Genomic DNA, 15,272 nt, shown 5'->3' on the forward strand with positions numbered 1-15,272 from the left:
AACTTCTCTCACTCTCCAGTTCAAACTATTATCCAAACACCTTCGGCTGAAGATGTAGAGCGATTTGCTCCGTCTGCCGGATCATATCGGGGGAGAAGGTGCAAGGCAGTCTGCTGCCAACGAGCAGCACGGCGCCAGGCACGCTTCCTTCCTGGAACACAGGTACCGCTATGGCACATACCAGCCGCTCAGCGAGCATTAACGGGCAACGACCGGGTGTATGCTCCCCGGTGGATTGTGCATCAGATCGGGTTGTGCGTCCAGTCCGAAGGGCTGTGCCCACCAGATCTTGTCCGGGGCGCATTTCCATGCGTTTCACCCGTTCATTACTAGCCCCAGAGGTATACTTCCAGCGTAGCATCGTCCCGTTCAGACAGGCAAGTCCACAGAAGTCGCTGTATGTGTTCAGGCGCAGGCCGTCGATCATCTCCTGAATGCCAGATGGCAGTTCATCATGCATGAGAGGACACTTCCTTTTCCGAAATTATAAGGTACGTAACGTTTAATTATTATCATTAACCTTTGAACAGGATCATCTTAAAGTAAGGGTATTACAATGTTAGTTCTATTGTAGACCCATTCTCGTACGTTGTAATTCAGGGAAAACCCCTATTTCCGTTCCGTAATCTACTGAACTTGGGCAGTAGAGGACTCTTGACTCAGGTACACCAAGGGATTGAAGAAATGCGAAGGATGAGGCATATCGGTGAAATGTGACTTTTCTCACAGCAAATTCAGGGAGTTTCTTGTCAATGATCAGGTAATCCCCCGATAACCCTGAAGCTACTTTCGCGATATGATGTATACATAAGGAATCACCGAGGGGGACGAAGGTAATGGGTACAGTATTTGTGGAAAGAACAACCCAAAGAACAGAGCAGAAACAAACGGAGGCAGGCAAAATGACACGAGAAACAGGCGGAATCCTTTCGTTCGTTACACCTGAGCAATGGGACCTGATTGAAGCGAAAATGCAACCCAAACGGGTAAAGTCGGGGTATAGTCTCTTTCTCGAAGGCGATGAAGCCGGATATCTGTACTACATTCGTTCGGGACGAGTGAAAATGACCAAGTCGACGGAGGATGGGAAGGAAATTATTTTATCCATTCAGCAAAGCGGCGATCTCATCGGTGAATTCGGCGGCATCGGCGGATTTAATCATAGCTACAGTGCAGAGATGGCGGAAAAAGGGGAGCTGGCGATTATCTCGCTTAGCGATCTGGAAAGCATACTCAGCAAACATGGCGACCTTGCCTTGAAATTCTTGCAATGGATGGCGCTGTCGCAGCGGATTACCCAGTCGAGATTCCGTGATTTGTTGCTCTATGGCAAGGCGGGTGCGCTCGCTTCGACACTGATCCGTGCCAGCAATTCGTATGGCAGGGTGACACCGGATGGTATTGTGCTGGACATGAAGCTGAACCATACCGATCTTGCTGAGATGATTGGAGCGACCCGAGAGAGCGTAACGCGGATGCTGGGGGCATGGAAGGAACAAGGTACGCTGGATATGATGGACGGAAAACTGATGATTCGGGATCTGGCAGCCTTGCGTTGCATGTGCGGATGTCCGACATTCCCAAGTTGCCCCGTAGAGTTGTGCCGGTTGTAACATAGCTTGTTCCGGGGGTGTATCTCCATTGGCGATTGGGGTCGTTACGGAGAATAATAAAAAGAGCTGACATCCGTATAATCGGTGTCAGCTTTTTTGATGTATGCGGAAAATTACATATGTAGAATTGGATCTCCATTGGCCGTGCCATATTCACTGGAGAGAATCGAATAGAGCACCGAGTCATGAAAGGAACCTTTGTAGAACCAGTGCTCGCGTAATAGCCCTTCTCGCTGCATGCCGATCTTCTTCATGACATTCTCCGAAGCTGTGTTGTGCGGACGGCATTTGGCGTAAATCCGGTGCATGCCCAGTTCATTGAAACCAAAACCTATTAGAGCACGGGCTGCTTCGGCGGCATAACCTTTTCCTTGATAGGCGGGATTAAGGACGTAACCGATCTCTGCATTGGTTTTCTCCATCACGTGAATACCTACTCCACCAAGGAGAGTTCCATCACTTTTCAAACATATCGCCAGTTCAAAGCCTTCTCGTGGTTGTGTCTGCTGCATGTCCAACACAAACTGCACGTATGCTCGCGTATCTTCTTCCGTATTCGGTCCCCATGCCGTATGCTGAGTAACTTCTGTCATGGATGTGTAGCTATGTATACTTTTCCAGTCTGTTTCCAGAATATCCCTGATGATGAGTCGTTCGGTCTCCAATTGCATCGTTGTTCCCCTCCTATATAAATTGAACTAAAGAATATTACACTTGCCACTCCGATGACAGAACAACCTTCCGATCGCTGTTATCCCAGATTTATTGGATTCCCGTTTTCAAAGGAGAAAATCCGGGAATAAAGGCGAACGCTCCGCTTCTTCAGGTTATTTCTGTCCTCTCCGTTTCTCGTGTAAATGTTTAGTTCAATTATATAATAAAACAAAAATAGCCCAATAACCGATTCATGTAAAGAATGGGTTATGAGCTATGTAAGTATAAGGCATATTATTGTGGTTGTTTACATTGAACTGCGGGATAAGTATACGCCAGCTTACGGATAATTTCCTTTTGCCATCTCGTATCACCCAGGTTGGTTGCCAGGTTCAGAAGATCCAAATAATCGTCAAGCTGCAGATCAGCCTTTTGCAGAGTTGTATTCATTCGATGTTCGTTCCCCTTATCTATAAATTCGTAAAATCATATGCAGTAGAAAGTTACAAAGAGACAAGTTCAAGAATGATAATCATTATCACGTTTATATATTCATTATGCAATGAACGCTGGCAAAATGCAATCCCAAGTCCGCATCGAATTTAACTTTTTTCTGAAAATAGGCTCATTAAAATGTAATTCTAATGATCATCAGTATGGGCCAATAGACTCAACTTCTAAACTTTTTCAATAATTTTACAAAAAGAAAGAGGAATTCAGCATATGAACCATTAAATTAAAAGGAGGATAACCATTATCAGGTAATTTGGAGGAGGAGAAAGGGAATATGAAGAAGGCGTTATGGCAGCACTGGATCGGGGCATTCCTGGTCTTTATCATGATGGCAACCGCACTGCTGGGGCCGGGTTCGCAAAGTCCGGTACAAGCTGCAGCACCACTTACGGTATCTCAGGCCATCGCTGCCCAGAGCGGTGGAGGAACAGCAACGGTTGAAGGAATCATTGTTGGACATGCTACCGGGTCACTTACCGCGAAGTTTACATCTCCGTACGCCAATGATTTTAATGTTCTGATTGCAGATTCAGCGTCAGAGCGAACTAACGCCAGATTATTGGATGTACAGATTCCCTCATCTTTCCGTTCGCAATATGGATTGGCGTCCAATCCCAGTCTTGTAGGCAAAAAGATTATCGTAACCGGAACCCTCGGTGCCTACAACAGCTATGCAGGAGTCAAAAACCCAACGTCCATCACACTTTCCTCCGGAACAACCAATCCTGATCCAGAACCGAACCCGGGTACAACACTACCGGACGGTACCGGCAAGAAAGTATTATTTGATAATACCCACGCCCAGACAGCAGGTGCTGCCGACTGGATTATTGACGGGGCATTTTCGGATTTTGCCAATGGTTTGCGAAACGCAGGCTTTGCCGTGGATCAGCTGGAACGCAGCATCCCGTATACATTTGGTGAGCAAGCCATCACCTATAATAAATTGAAAGACTACCACGTCTTTGTCATTGGCGAAGCCAACGTGCCGTTCAAAGCGACTGAACAGGCTGCGCTGGTGCAGTACGTGCAGAACGGAGGGAGTATTTTCTTCATCTCCGACCACTATAATGCAGACCGCAACAAAAACCGCTGGGATTCTTCCGAAGTATTCAACGGTTATCGCCGCGGTGCTTTCCTGAATCCGGCCAAAGGCATGTCTTCGGCTGAAGCGGGATCACCAGCAATGCAGAGTGTGACGAGTTCAGACTGGCTCGCGACGAACTTTGGTGTCCGTTTCCGCTACAATGCCCTTGGAGATGTAAATGCATCGGATATCGTTGCACCAGCACAATCCTTCGGCATTACGGCTGGTGTTAATTCTGTAGCCATGCATGCGGGATCGACCGTTGCGATTATAGACCCGAACAAGGCCAAAGGTTTGGTGTATGTACCAAGTGGTGTGTCCAAGTGGGGCAATGCCGTGGATCAGGGCGTATATAACGGTGGTGGACGAGCTGAAGGAGCCTATGCTGCCATTGCAAAGGTTGGTGCAGGCAAAGCCGCATTTATCGGCGACTCTTCACCTGTGGAAGATGCGACTCCGAAATATTTGCGTGAAGAGACCGGTGCTACCAAGAAGACCTATGATGGATTCAAAGAAGTGGATGATGCAACGTTCCTTGTGAATACCGTGAAATGGCTCGCGGTCAAAGAGAGCTACACCAGTCTGGCACAAGTGCCAGGACTGACATTGGATACGGCAACAAGCCTGCTTCCTATCGAAGCTCCGGCCGCATCAACCGAGCCGCAACTTGAGCCATGGGCTGCACCAGCGGCAGGGTACAAATGGTATGATCCGACTACATTTAAGACAGGTTCATACGGCAAAGCGCAATAAGTAAAGTAGACAAACATCAAATCATTATGCGAATAGGGTCTGACCGTGAGTTTTGCGGACAGGCTCTTTTTTTGCTTGTTATATTAGTTACAATCACGACTATAGAGCCTTGCTGCCACTGCATAAATATCTGCTCCGGAGGGGAAGGTATGGGTACTAATGATGCGGCGTGAAGCTCAACCCAACCAGAGGAGGCGGTGAATGATGACTCAACAAGGAGACTGTGACAGTTCCTCAATGAGGCAGAAGCTCAAGGCAGATCTGCATCGTGTGGCGGATCGAATGAACATGACGTTATCCCGTTTTGACAATGACAGTGTCTGTCTGCTGGGGCAATTTGCAGAGATTCGAGCGGAGATTAAACAGATCGAGGTGCTCGCCTCTTCGTTTTATCTGGATTGTTATCTGTCGCCCTTTACCGAGAAGTTTGCCGAATTAACATCGAGCGTACAGCATCTATCTGACCGGAGATATGGGGCGTTAATTGTGATTGAACGGGAGATTCCGTTGGAGTCGATCATTCACTCAGGCGTGACTGTGGATGCAAGAGTAACGCATGCATTGCTGGAATCGCTGTTTATTCCCGGTGCGCCACTTCATGACGGGGCTGTGCTGATTCGTGGTAATCAGATTGTATCTGCTGGTAATGTGCTGCCGTTGTCGCAAGCGGAAGTGCATGAACGTAAAATAGGCACCCGTCATCGGGCTGCGCTGGGACTCAGTGAATTGACGGACGCCGTAGTGTTGGTTGTCTCCGAAGAGACGGGACAGGCTTCATTTGCGGTGGATGGCGATTTGCATCCCATTAATGTGGTTGAGACGCTATCTTAAATGTGAACGATCAAGTGGCTTACTTGGCACGATTGAGTTAATGCAGTTGAGGGAAGTGTACCTTTCTCCTGTAAGGGAGAGAGGTTTTTCTATTGATAGACGATAAAATTATAATCTGAAATTCGACAGCTTTGCTCCCGCCATATGAGAAACATCGATCAATGCTTCTCTGACATTGCGATGTGATTTTGCACAAACTGGGTATTCATGGGTACAATAGAGGATGGTCAATGAATAGAGAACAATGCGATTGGATCGCAAAAATGGTTGGAGGAGACGGTTAGCACATGAGTTGGTTTGAAGCAATGGAGCAACACGATTATGAGGAACTGGTTCTGTGCCAGGATCGAAATTCAGGGTTAAAAGCAATTATCGCCATACACGACACAACACTCGGCCCTGCGCTGGGAGGCACACGGATGTGGACTTACGCTTCAGAAGAAGCAGCCATTGAAGATGCCCTACGCCTTGCCCGTGGTATGACATATAAGAATGCAGTATCCGGCCTCAATCTGGGCGGTGGCAAAACCGTCATTATTGGAGACCCGCGGCGTGACAAAAATGAAGCGATGTTTCGGGCTTTTGGCCGATACATTCAAGGCTTAAACGGACGTTATATCACGGCCGAAGATGTAGGTACGACGGAAGAGGATATGAACCTGATCTATCAGGAAACCGATTATGTGACAGGCATCTCGGCGAGTTATGGTTCATCCGGTAATCCATCACCTGCAACGGCTTGGGGTGTATATCGGGGGATCAAGGCAGCAGCCAAAGAAGCATTTGGTACCGATCTGCTTGAGGGTAAAAGGATAGCGGTCCAAGGTGTCGGCAATGTGGCGATGCATCTGTGCAAATATCTGTATGAGGAAGGTGCACATCTGATCGTTACGGATATCCATAAGGACTCGGTGAAACAGGCCGTGGACCGCTTCGGCGGAACAGCAGTTGATCCTGCAGACATCACGGGTGTGGAGTGTGATATCTATGCACCATGTGCGCTCGGTGGCACGATTAATGACGATACACTCAAAACGCTCAAGGCGAAGGTCGTAGCGGGCTGTGCCAATAATCAGCTGCTGGAGACCCGTCATGGGGATCAGCTCTATGATATGGGCATCGTATATGCGCCTGACTATGTTATCAATGCAGGCGGCGTAATTAATATCGCAGATGAGCTGAACGGTTACAACGCGGATCGGGCGTGGGGCAAGATCGGAGAGATCTATTCCAATCTGGAGAAAATATTCGAAAGCTCACGTACCGAGGGCATCGCTACCTATGTTGCCGCAGATCGTCTGGCTGAGCGGCGGATTGAGCAGATGAAGAATACGCGCAGCACATTCCTGCAAAATGGTCATCACGCGCTGAGTTCCCGGAGATTGCGCAAGTAATCATAATCCAATCATATAATTTGAAAACTGTCTGTTAGGATCGGCAAACCTACTCCAAAATTGGATGTTGTCGATCTGACAGGCAGTTTTTTGTGCACTGTCAGAACATAACAAAGAAAAACAGTGGCAATATCTCCCTAATTGATCAATTTCACTATGCTTTTTTCCGATAATGTATTTACATCGTTCAGATGGAGATGGTTCAGGGAAGCGGGGAGAAGTGGGAATGGGAAAAACGGGGGAAAAGCAAGGAATAGGGTATAAGATCAAAAATATGTCGCTTAAGATCAAGCTGCCGATCATGATCAGTGTATTGGTTGTTCTGGTTCTGCTCGGTGCAACGACCACAAGTTATATGATTTCATCTGATGTTGTGGTCAGGAAAAGCAAGGATGAGATTAATGTGATGGCTGACCGCCTTGGGGAAGGGCTTTGGACAGCGATGCAGCTTCAGCAACAGATGAGTCATGCGATATCTGTACATAACACGTTCAAAGAACTCTTGGAGTTGCGTGGTACCAATGAAATGCCAGATGACACCTTTTTCACAGATGAGAATCCTTACTTCAATACAGCGAATACGATTCTCACCGACAGTATATCCGACACGGTAGGCACCAAGCCGGACTTGTTCGTGTTTGACAAGGAAGGAACTATGGTGGCGGGAACCATGCCGGAAGTCATTGGACAGTCACGGGGAGATCGGGAATATTTTAAGGAGTCCATACAGGGGAAATCCTTCATCAGTGACGCAGTTGTCTCTAAGACTGGCAAGAAGCTCATTATTGTATTCTCGCAGCCCATCACCGATGAACAGGGTAATATACTGGGTGTGTTCGCCATGTCGGTGGACAGCAGCTTTTTCCTGGGGCAACTGGGAGACATTAAAATCAATGCCCAAGGCAGAGTTGAAGTGCTGAGCCGAAGTGGCATTATCATGTTCGACTCACTGGACCCTTCGGTTGTGGGACAGACACTTGCGGAAGACAAGGAAGCTATGGAACTTATAAATGTCAAGGCAACGGACGAAGTGAAAATCACTTCGATGGATCGAGATGATATCTACTACCGTGTTAATCAGATTCCTGACGCAGATCTCTCCGTGGTGATTATGGACGATTATGATGATATCAAACGTCCATTAGAGGATATGCAGCGCCAGGTGGTTATCGTGACCTTGATCGGAATTGCTCTGGCTATTGGCGTAGGACTATTGATCTCTCGTAGTATTACGAGACCTATTGTTCGTCTGATCGGGCTGTTCCAACAGCTTGCTCAAGGGAATCTGACCGTCAAGGCCAATGGTAGATATAACAGTGAATTCAAGGATCTGGCAGAGAGCTTCAATGGCATGGTGGAGCAGAACCGAAACCTGATTACCGATATGAATAGTTCGATCCATGTTCTTCAAGCCAGCACTCAGGAGCTGGAGGAAACATCCAGACAGACAGCAAGATCCATTGATGAGACATCGGCGACGTCCATGGGCATCGCGAAGGCGATGGAGGCCCAATCCGAAGATACCGAGCAGATTGCAGGCAAATTCAACAGCTTCGGCGATAAAGTGGCTGCCATGAACAGCAGCGCCCAGGATGTAAAGGCGAGAGCAGATGAGATCGAAACGGTATTCCACAACGGGAATGAAGTCGTCAATGAATTGATGCGTATTAATGAGGTGAACGAACGGGAAGTCGAGAAAATCTCGGAGATTACGGTCAAACTTCAAACGAGTTCGGGCAGTATTAGTCAGATCACGGAAGCCATCAGCCAGATTGCCAAGCAGACCAATCTGCTTGCATTGAATGCTTCCATCGAAGCATCCCGGGCTGGAGAACATGGCAGAGGATTTGCAGTTGTAGCTGAGGAGATCCGCAATCTGGCAGAGCAGAGTTCCCGCCAGTCCAAGGAAATCTCCAGCATCATTGAGCAGAATCTGGCCGATGTAGCCGAGAACAACCAAAGTGTTGCAGAGATTCATACCATCTCCTCCAGACAGGATGAGCTTGTCTTGCAGACTCGTCAAGCGTTCGATGTGATTCTGGAGAAGGTAACGGTTATCAATCGACAAATTGCCACGATGGCAGGACAGATGCAAGAGATGTTGCAGAACAAGGATGACGTACTGGAGTCAGCCCACAGTTTGTCCGCTTCAGGGGAGCAGGTATCTGCTTCGGTTGAAGAGGTAACGGCAACCATGATGGAGCAGTCTTCAACGGTGCAGCAGTTGGCGAACATGGTCGATACGATCGATCAATTGACGCAAAAACTGGCCGAATCGGGTGCACGGTTCAAGGTGGAGTAAGGGTTAATTGAATAGCTATAGAGGGAAGGAAGGCAAAAGGCACTCTGTATGAGTGCCTTTTGCTTTGTTTTTTAGGGTCTCGATCAATGGGCTCTGGTCCATTTAGTGATCAAGAAGATCAGCAGTTGGAAGAGGGGGTGCTAAGTTACCTATATCAGAACGTAATGCACTTCTGGTTCAGCAGTTTCACGAATTGATCGAGCGCACTGCTGACATAACGACCCTCACCGCGAACAAAGGTGGTTGTAGTATGTGTGAATCGCTCGGCTAAGTCGAATACAGAGAAATGATCTGGTCTTTTGTGAATAACATTGCACGGCATAATGGTAAAAGCAATTCCAGACTCCACACAGCTGAGCAGGTTTTCCATCGTACTCACTTCGATGATATTACGAGCGGACAGCCCCTCTTCCTGCAAAAATTCTTCGGTCATTTCACGATAAGGGCAGCCCTCGGGGAAAACGACCCACGATACTTGGCACAGACTTTTGGGTGGTGTGTCCATCTGTTTGGATATGATATGCACCGTGTCTTGCATCTCGTATTCCACTTTCAGTCCTTCCTTCACACAAGCCCCGCTGATAAAGGCACCGTCAATCTCATCGTCCTGTATTTTCTTGCGCAGTACTTTGGGTGAAGTAGCGTTGACGAGTGAGATGGACACCTTCGGGTAGGTTATTTGATATTCATTCAGAATCTCCATAAAGCGGCTGGATGCCGCCGTTTCCACAATGCCGATTTTCAGCGTGCCGGAAGGCTCACCGGGATCGGTCATATCCTGCTTCAGATCATATAAAAGGTTATGAATCTGTGTGGCGTACTGGACGAACTGCTCTCCTTTGGAGGTCAGCACAACGCCTTTGGGAAATCGGTTGAACAGCTGTATTTGATATTCCTGCTCCAGTTTTTTGATGCGTGTGGTGACATTGGATTGCGCGTAATTCAGTTCTTTGGCGGCCTGTGAGATTTTGCCTGAACGCGCCACCGCGAGAACAATATCGATATCGGAAAGTTCCATGCTGTATCCTCCTGAACGTGGGTTACCTTCAATTAATTCGGCAGATGGCGATGTTAGGTATCTCTCTGAGAGATACAACTATATATTTCAATCATTTTACGATATATCGGAGCCGCCGTACAATATCCTTAATAACGAAGAGAGTAGGGATATGACATGGATAACAGGATTACACGTTCAACAACATTATTAAGCCCGGTAACGATTCATAAGTGGCAATTAAGGAACCGAATTGTGATGGCACCGTTGACCCGGGGATTTGCTGATGATCAGGAGGGGACGGTAACGGATGAGATGGTGGCGTATTATGAGCAGCGTGCGCGGGATGGCGTGGGACTGATTATTACCGAGGGCATTAACCCGAATCTGGCAGGCAAAGGCACTTATGGCATCCCCGGCTTATATACAGATGAACAGACGACTTCTTGGAAAAGGGTAACGAATGCTGTTCACAGACATGGCGGCACCATTATTGCTCAACTGTGGCATGTCGGCAGGTTGTCGCACTCCGATCTGATCGGAACCGCTCCACTTGCACCTTCCAGCCTTGCGGCAGAGGGAAGAGTGCATAAGCTGCATAAACCGTATCAGGTTCCTCAAGCGATGAGTACACAGGATATAGCGGATACGATTCAGCATTTTCAGACGGCAGCCCGCAATGCGGTTCTGGCGGGGTTTGACGGGATTGAGCTGCATGCTGCGCATGGGTATCTGATCGACCAGTTTATCAATGAGAAGACCAACCACAGAACAGATGAATATGGAGGAGATACTGAGGGTAGATTGCGGTTCCTGCGGGATATTATTGTGGCTGTGAAAAAAGAGATCCCTGTGGATCGCATATCGGTACGATTTTCCGAGAAAAAGGATGATGATGCATCCTATGCTTGGGCAGACAAAGCTGGAATGATTGATGCATATCTGAACTTGTTCCGCGAGACGGGAATTACGATCTTGCATCCCTCAACAGACCATTATGTGAAAGCATGGGAAGGGGAGCAGACCTTTCACGAGTGGGTTCGAAGTCGGTGGGATGGAATCATCATTGGTGTGGGGGATTTGGATGTTCAGACCGCGGAGCACGCGATTGGTAAGGGAAGCGTAGATCTGGCTGCGTTCGGCAGACCGTTTATTGCCAATCCAGATCTAGTACAGAGATTGCATACGGGTCAGCAATTGATTGAGTATGATGCGAATGCACATTTGCCTATTTTGGTGTGAAAATAAAGTGAAAAAAAGGGCAGAATAGGCTGCCCTGCCCTGAGTTTCAGATACTTTTTGAGTGATCCAGCGGTTTCATTTCGTTTCTTCTTGTTGAGCTTTTTTCGATATACCAGAGAATGATCATAGACAACGCATAGAACAGACTGACAGCCAGAATAATGATCCATACACTTTCCATGTCCATGCTTTTGATGAAAATGCCTGTCAAATATGGACTAAGTGTATAACCCAGGCAACCTACGAATAACAGCAAGCCATTGAACCGCCCCTGATGTGTGTCGGGTACACGCGAAGCAATATACAGATTGATATTGGTCTGCACGAGAATCTCTCCAATAGTCCACAGCACCGTGGATAAGGCGACGATGGAAAAATGGGGGAAGGTTCCGAGCAGGTTCAAGGCTCCAAATCCGATTCCATAGAAGAGTGCGCCTGTAGCTATGGAGTTTAGGGCAGTTAATTTGCGTGTAGCGGACAGGATCACGGTGGTAAGAATAATGACGCTAATGGCATTGATGGTCATGACAGAGCCGTAATAGGCTGCCCCGTTCTCGCCAAACGAGTGATTCATCTGGAGTGGGAGGCTAAATGAGTATTGCATATAGATAAAATAGTTAAGAAATGACACAACGATGAAAAAGGCAACGAGTGGATTTTTCAGCAGTAGTCTGAATAACGGCGAAGGCGATTGGCTCGATCGTTGTTGTTCTTGTTGTTGTCCAGCATGTTCGCTGTTTGTTGATGCCAATTCCTTGCGTGTGCCGATCTTAACCTGGTTGATGATGATAAAGGTAGATATCAGAAACACGGTACCGATACTTATAAAGACAATGTTGACGTGATCCTTGATAAAAAAACCGGCGATCAGTGGTCCGATGGCTATACCCAGATTGGCCCCCAGATACATGAGGGAAAAGGCGGACTTTCGCTCTTTCTCCTCCGTACACAGTTGAATAATCAGTGCATTATAAGCAGGTCGGGTAATACTGATGAAAAACATGACTGCAATCAGAAGATAACCAACGGTAATGGTGCCTGACCAAAAAGAGCAGCTTATAATCATGATGGCAGACAACAGTTGCCCGATGACAATAATTGTTTTTTTGCCTATAACATCGCTTAAATAGCCGCCGAGAAGTACACCGGGTCCGCTAATCAGGGCTGCCATGGACACAAAGATCCCTGCACTGACCACATTCATGCCCATCTGTAACGTAAGCACCAAGGTAATCAGGGAGAATACAAAATCTCCCGTGCTGTTAATCGTTCTGGCTAAACAGAGATAATAGATATCGCGGCTCAGACCCGCGTAGGTTTTGAATAAAGACAATAATTCCAGCCCTCCCCAAGATAACCGTCACTCCAGACCAAAAACAGTGAGGATGATCCGTACAACTTATACGGTTTCAGCAACCGTCACTTCAATCTTGAAACGATCGTACATATCCAGCAGGGTTTGACGCAATTCCTCGAACGAATCACCCTCCACGATAGCATAGCCTGATCGGGTCATGGTATCGTTGACGTCCCCGGCGCGCTGCCCCACTTGATAGGATACATTGAACTCAATGATGCCAGGGATATCCGCATAATTCTCTATCCCGGATATGTGTTGAATTACCCCTGCGCGTGATGGGAAGCAGATCATGCCTGTGAATTTATGACTCGTCTCCTGTTGCTTAAATTCATATATTCCAACTTCCAGATCAGTGACGGCTTCGAAGAAATCAACGCCATGGGTGTTCTTGATACAAGGAGGCATAACATGTGATCCCCCGATTCTTGCACCAATTTCTCCAAACACCACTTCTCCTTCCGGAGTCAGAAAAAGTTCGGCATGTGTTACGGATTGATTGATACCCAAGGCAGCAATGACCTGTTCATTGAGTTCTTTGATGTGATGGATAAAATCAGCTTCCGTGCCTTCAGGGAACGTAATACTGGCCGGAGGTTTCTGCTTCGTCGCAATATCCAGGCAGTTATACAGATATTGGGAAACAGATGCAAATACAACTTTGCCCTTGGACACAATGGAATCACAATGAAACTCCGTACCGTGGATGAATTCCTCCAGCAAATCCTTTTGCTGTGCTTGTCTTGTATGGTGAAGATAATGCACCAGTTCATCCATGCTGGACAATTTGAACGTATTGATACTTCCATATCCGCTGAGTGGTTTCACAATAATCGGGAAGCCGTGTACAGCAGTGAAACGAATATAGTCCTGTTCATGTAGAGCAATGGCAATTTGGGATGTCCGAATTCCGCGTTGATGCAGCATTTGTTTCATGATCCATTTATTGCGAACAGCCTCAGCCTGATTGCGCTGCATACCGGGGATCCCGAACTCGGAACGGAACTGACCACCGATCTCAATCGCATTCTCACCCGGCGTTAACAGAGCAGAGATGGAATGGGATTCTCGGATCTGCATCATATGCTCCCGGATGGCATCTACGGACTCCAGATGATCGACATATCTAATTTCATCAAAGAATTCCCTGAGGACCTCATCATGATGCAAATTATGCCGTTCAATAATCAGAATTTTTTTGTGATCCGCCAATTTCTGCAAAGGTTTAACGAAGTTTAATCCGGTTGGAAGCCTGAAATCAGATATGTATACAATGGTTTTCATACGTTCTCGTATATCCCCTTTCAACAAAATACTAAAAATAGTAAAAATTCATTTCATAACATTATAGCTCAATATTTTCCACTTTGAATACACCTTTTGGTTAAAAATATGAACCAAAATACATATTTATGTTGCGTTAAAGTGTTAATTGACAATAGGAATTTTTTGGTATACGATCTTTAGCGGATTAGAAACAAAAAGGAGGAAATAGAAATAAATGGAGATTGTTAAAGAGAAATATGCCATACTGGGAACGCTGGGAGACGATGAAGGATTTCTGACTTGCAGCATGCATATCGCGAAGAAATTAGGCAACTCGGAACGTATCAAGCCATACCCTGAATTTGAAGCGGCTGCGGAAGACTTGAGATCAGGGATCATATCCTGCTTGCTGGTCCCCGGGGCGTATCCCAAGCTCAACAGCTTCATCATGGATTCTGAACTAGCGGTGTCTGAGAGCTTTGTGGAGAAAATTCCTGCGCTGGTTCTATCCGGCTTCCATGCGGTATGTCCCGATCAGATCGATATTATCTATCATCATCCAGCAACCACATACTTGTTAACTGAACTTGATACAACCTATAAAGAGAACAGCACCGTATCGTCCAACCCTGAAGCTTGCAGGAAGGTCATGCACAACACGGAGAAGTCCATTGCGCTCACGAATCAGCTATGCGCTGATCATTACGGGCTTGTGACCTACAAAGTATTGCGCGAGGGAATCAATATGCCATGGGTATGTTTTACACAAAATACACAGAGGGTGAATACAGTCATATGAAAAGAATTGCTATTATACTGGATAAAAATCTGGAACCTGGCGCCGCCGCTAATGTGGCTGCCCTGTTAATGGGACAAGCAGCCCTGAATGAGCCGGAGTTATATTCTGATCAACCTGTGCTGGATCATAGCGGCGTTCAGCATGCCGGCATCCGATATAGCACTGTCATTCTGAAGGCCGGGGAGAATCAACTGATCAATCTGGCCAAACTCTGTTCAGATGACAGCGGGGGACTGAGCCATGTTGTTTTTTCACAGACAGGCCAGTCGCTCAACAATGCCTTTGAACAATATGCAGTTGAGATTGCTTCGATGGAATTGGAAGTTACCAAAGTGGTAGGTGTCATTGTATGGGGCGAGGATGATCAAGTTAGGGCAGCGACCAAAAAATTCAGTGTGATGAAATAAGGGAAAAGGGCAGAAGCTGATCTTAGAGATCACTCTGCCCTTCTTTACATATGAAAG

The 15,272-nt window shown here is 47.0% G+C and carries 14 protein-coding genes; 8 read left to right on the top strand and 6 right to left on the bottom strand.

Annotated elements, in window-relative coordinates:
• Nucleotides 1-28: 28 nt before the first annotated feature.
• Nucleotides 29-460 carry a GAF domain-containing protein gene (locus ACE04G_RS10395; RefSeq protein WP_221823799.1) on the bottom strand — a complete coding sequence of 144 codons (432 nt, stop codon included), beginning with the start codon at nucleotides 458-460 and terminating at the stop codon, nucleotides 29-31.
• Between the two features lie 376 nt (nucleotides 461-836).
• Between ACE04G_RS10395 and ACE04G_RS10400 the strand changes: the two genes are divergently transcribed.
• Nucleotides 837-1,613, top strand: a complete 777-nt coding sequence (locus ACE04G_RS10400; protein ID WP_260632941.1) for a Crp/Fnr family transcriptional regulator — start codon at nucleotides 837-839, stop codon at nucleotides 1,611-1,613.
• 113 nt (nucleotides 1,614-1,726) lie between these two features.
• On the opposite strand, the gene ACE04G_RS10405 is transcribed toward ACE04G_RS10400, so the two are convergent.
• Both ACE04G_RS10405 and ACE04G_RS10410 read right to left on the bottom strand, forming a co-directional pair.
• On the bottom strand, nucleotides 1,727-2,284 hold the full coding sequence (locus ACE04G_RS10405; protein WP_221823801.1) for a GNAT family N-acetyltransferase: 558 nt from the start codon (nucleotides 2,282-2,284) through the stop codon (nucleotides 1,727-1,729).
• Between the two features lie 277 nt (nucleotides 2,285-2,561).
• Nucleotides 2,562-2,717, bottom strand: a complete 156-nt coding sequence (locus tag ACE04G_RS10410) for a hypothetical protein (protein WP_017691064.1) — start codon at nucleotides 2,715-2,717, stop codon at nucleotides 2,562-2,564.
• Between the two features lie 388 nt (nucleotides 2,718-3,105).
• On the opposite strand from ACE04G_RS10410, the gene ACE04G_RS10415 reads away from it, so the two are divergent.
• The 4 genes from ACE04G_RS10415 to ACE04G_RS10430 all read left to right on the top strand — a co-directional run bounded on the left by ACE04G_RS10415 (nucleotide 3,106) and on the right by ACE04G_RS10430 (nucleotide 9,147).
• The gene (locus tag ACE04G_RS10415) at nucleotides 3,106-4,620 is read left to right on the top strand and encodes a DUF6359 domain-containing protein (RefSeq protein WP_260632945.1); all 1,515 of its coding nucleotides are present in this window, start codon (nucleotides 3,106-3,108) and stop codon (nucleotides 4,618-4,620) included.
• Between the two features lie 201 nt (nucleotides 4,621-4,821).
• Nucleotides 4,822-5,451 (top strand): sporulation-specific diadenylate cyclase CdaS, encoded by a 630-nt coding sequence (gene cdaS, locus ACE04G_RS10420; protein WP_221823805.1) that lies wholly within the window; start codon nucleotides 4,822-4,824, stop codon nucleotides 5,449-5,451.
• Between the two features lie 287 nt (nucleotides 5,452-5,738).
• Complete coding sequence (locus ACE04G_RS10425; RefSeq protein WP_221823807.1) at nucleotides 5,739-6,845, top strand: Glu/Leu/Phe/Val family dehydrogenase; 1,107 nt, start codon at nucleotides 5,739-5,741, stop codon at nucleotides 6,843-6,845.
• Nucleotides 6,846-7,071: 226 nt separating this feature from the next.
• Entirely contained in the window at nucleotides 7,072-9,147 is a 2,076-nt protein-coding gene (locus tag ACE04G_RS10430; RefSeq protein ID WP_449004296.1) for a methyl-accepting chemotaxis protein, read from the top strand.
• A 154-nt stretch (nucleotides 9,148-9,301) separates the two neighbouring features.
• On the opposite strand, the gene ACE04G_RS10435 is transcribed toward ACE04G_RS10430, so the two are convergent.
• Entirely contained in the window at nucleotides 9,302-10,165 is an 864-nt protein-coding gene (locus ACE04G_RS10435; RefSeq protein ID WP_221823811.1) for a LysR family transcriptional regulator, read from the bottom strand.
• A 156-nt stretch (nucleotides 10,166-10,321) separates the two neighbouring features.
• On the opposite strand from ACE04G_RS10435, the gene ACE04G_RS10440 reads away from it, so the two are divergent.
• Nucleotides 10,322-11,386: an alkene reductase gene (locus tag ACE04G_RS10440; protein ID WP_221823813.1), complete on the top strand. Its 1,065-nt coding sequence runs from the start codon at nucleotides 10,322-10,324 to the stop codon at nucleotides 11,384-11,386.
• A gap of 46 nt (nucleotides 11,387-11,432) precedes the next feature.
• On the opposite strand, the gene ACE04G_RS10445 is transcribed toward ACE04G_RS10440, so the two are convergent.
• Both ACE04G_RS10445 and ACE04G_RS10450 read right to left on the bottom strand, forming a co-directional pair.
• The gene (locus ACE04G_RS10445) at nucleotides 11,433-12,719 is read right to left on the bottom strand and encodes an MFS transporter (RefSeq protein WP_221823815.1); all 1,287 of its coding nucleotides are present in this window, start codon (nucleotides 12,717-12,719) and stop codon (nucleotides 11,433-11,435) included.
• A gap of 66 nt (nucleotides 12,720-12,785) precedes the next feature.
• Nucleotides 12,786-14,027, bottom strand: a complete 1,242-nt coding sequence (locus ACE04G_RS10450; protein ID WP_221823817.1) for an ATP-grasp domain-containing protein — start codon at nucleotides 14,025-14,027, stop codon at nucleotides 12,786-12,788.
• Nucleotides 14,028-14,244: 217 nt separating this feature from the next.
• Here ACE04G_RS10450 and ACE04G_RS10455 point away from each other — a divergent pair, with 217 nt between their 5' ends.
• Nucleotides 14,245-14,808 (top strand): type 2 periplasmic-binding domain-containing protein, encoded by a 564-nt coding sequence (locus tag ACE04G_RS10455; protein ID WP_221823819.1) that lies wholly within the window; start codon nucleotides 14,245-14,247, stop codon nucleotides 14,806-14,808.
• Complete coding sequence (locus ACE04G_RS10460; RefSeq protein ID WP_339306548.1) at nucleotides 14,805-15,215, top strand: DUF2000 family protein; 411 nt, start codon at nucleotides 14,805-14,807, stop codon at nucleotides 15,213-15,215. The genes ACE04G_RS10455 and ACE04G_RS10460 overlap by 4 nt, the downstream gene beginning before the upstream one ends.
• Nucleotides 15,216-15,272: the final 57 nt, after the last annotated feature.

It is taken from the genome of Paenibacillus sp. AGC31, assembly GCF_057334655.1.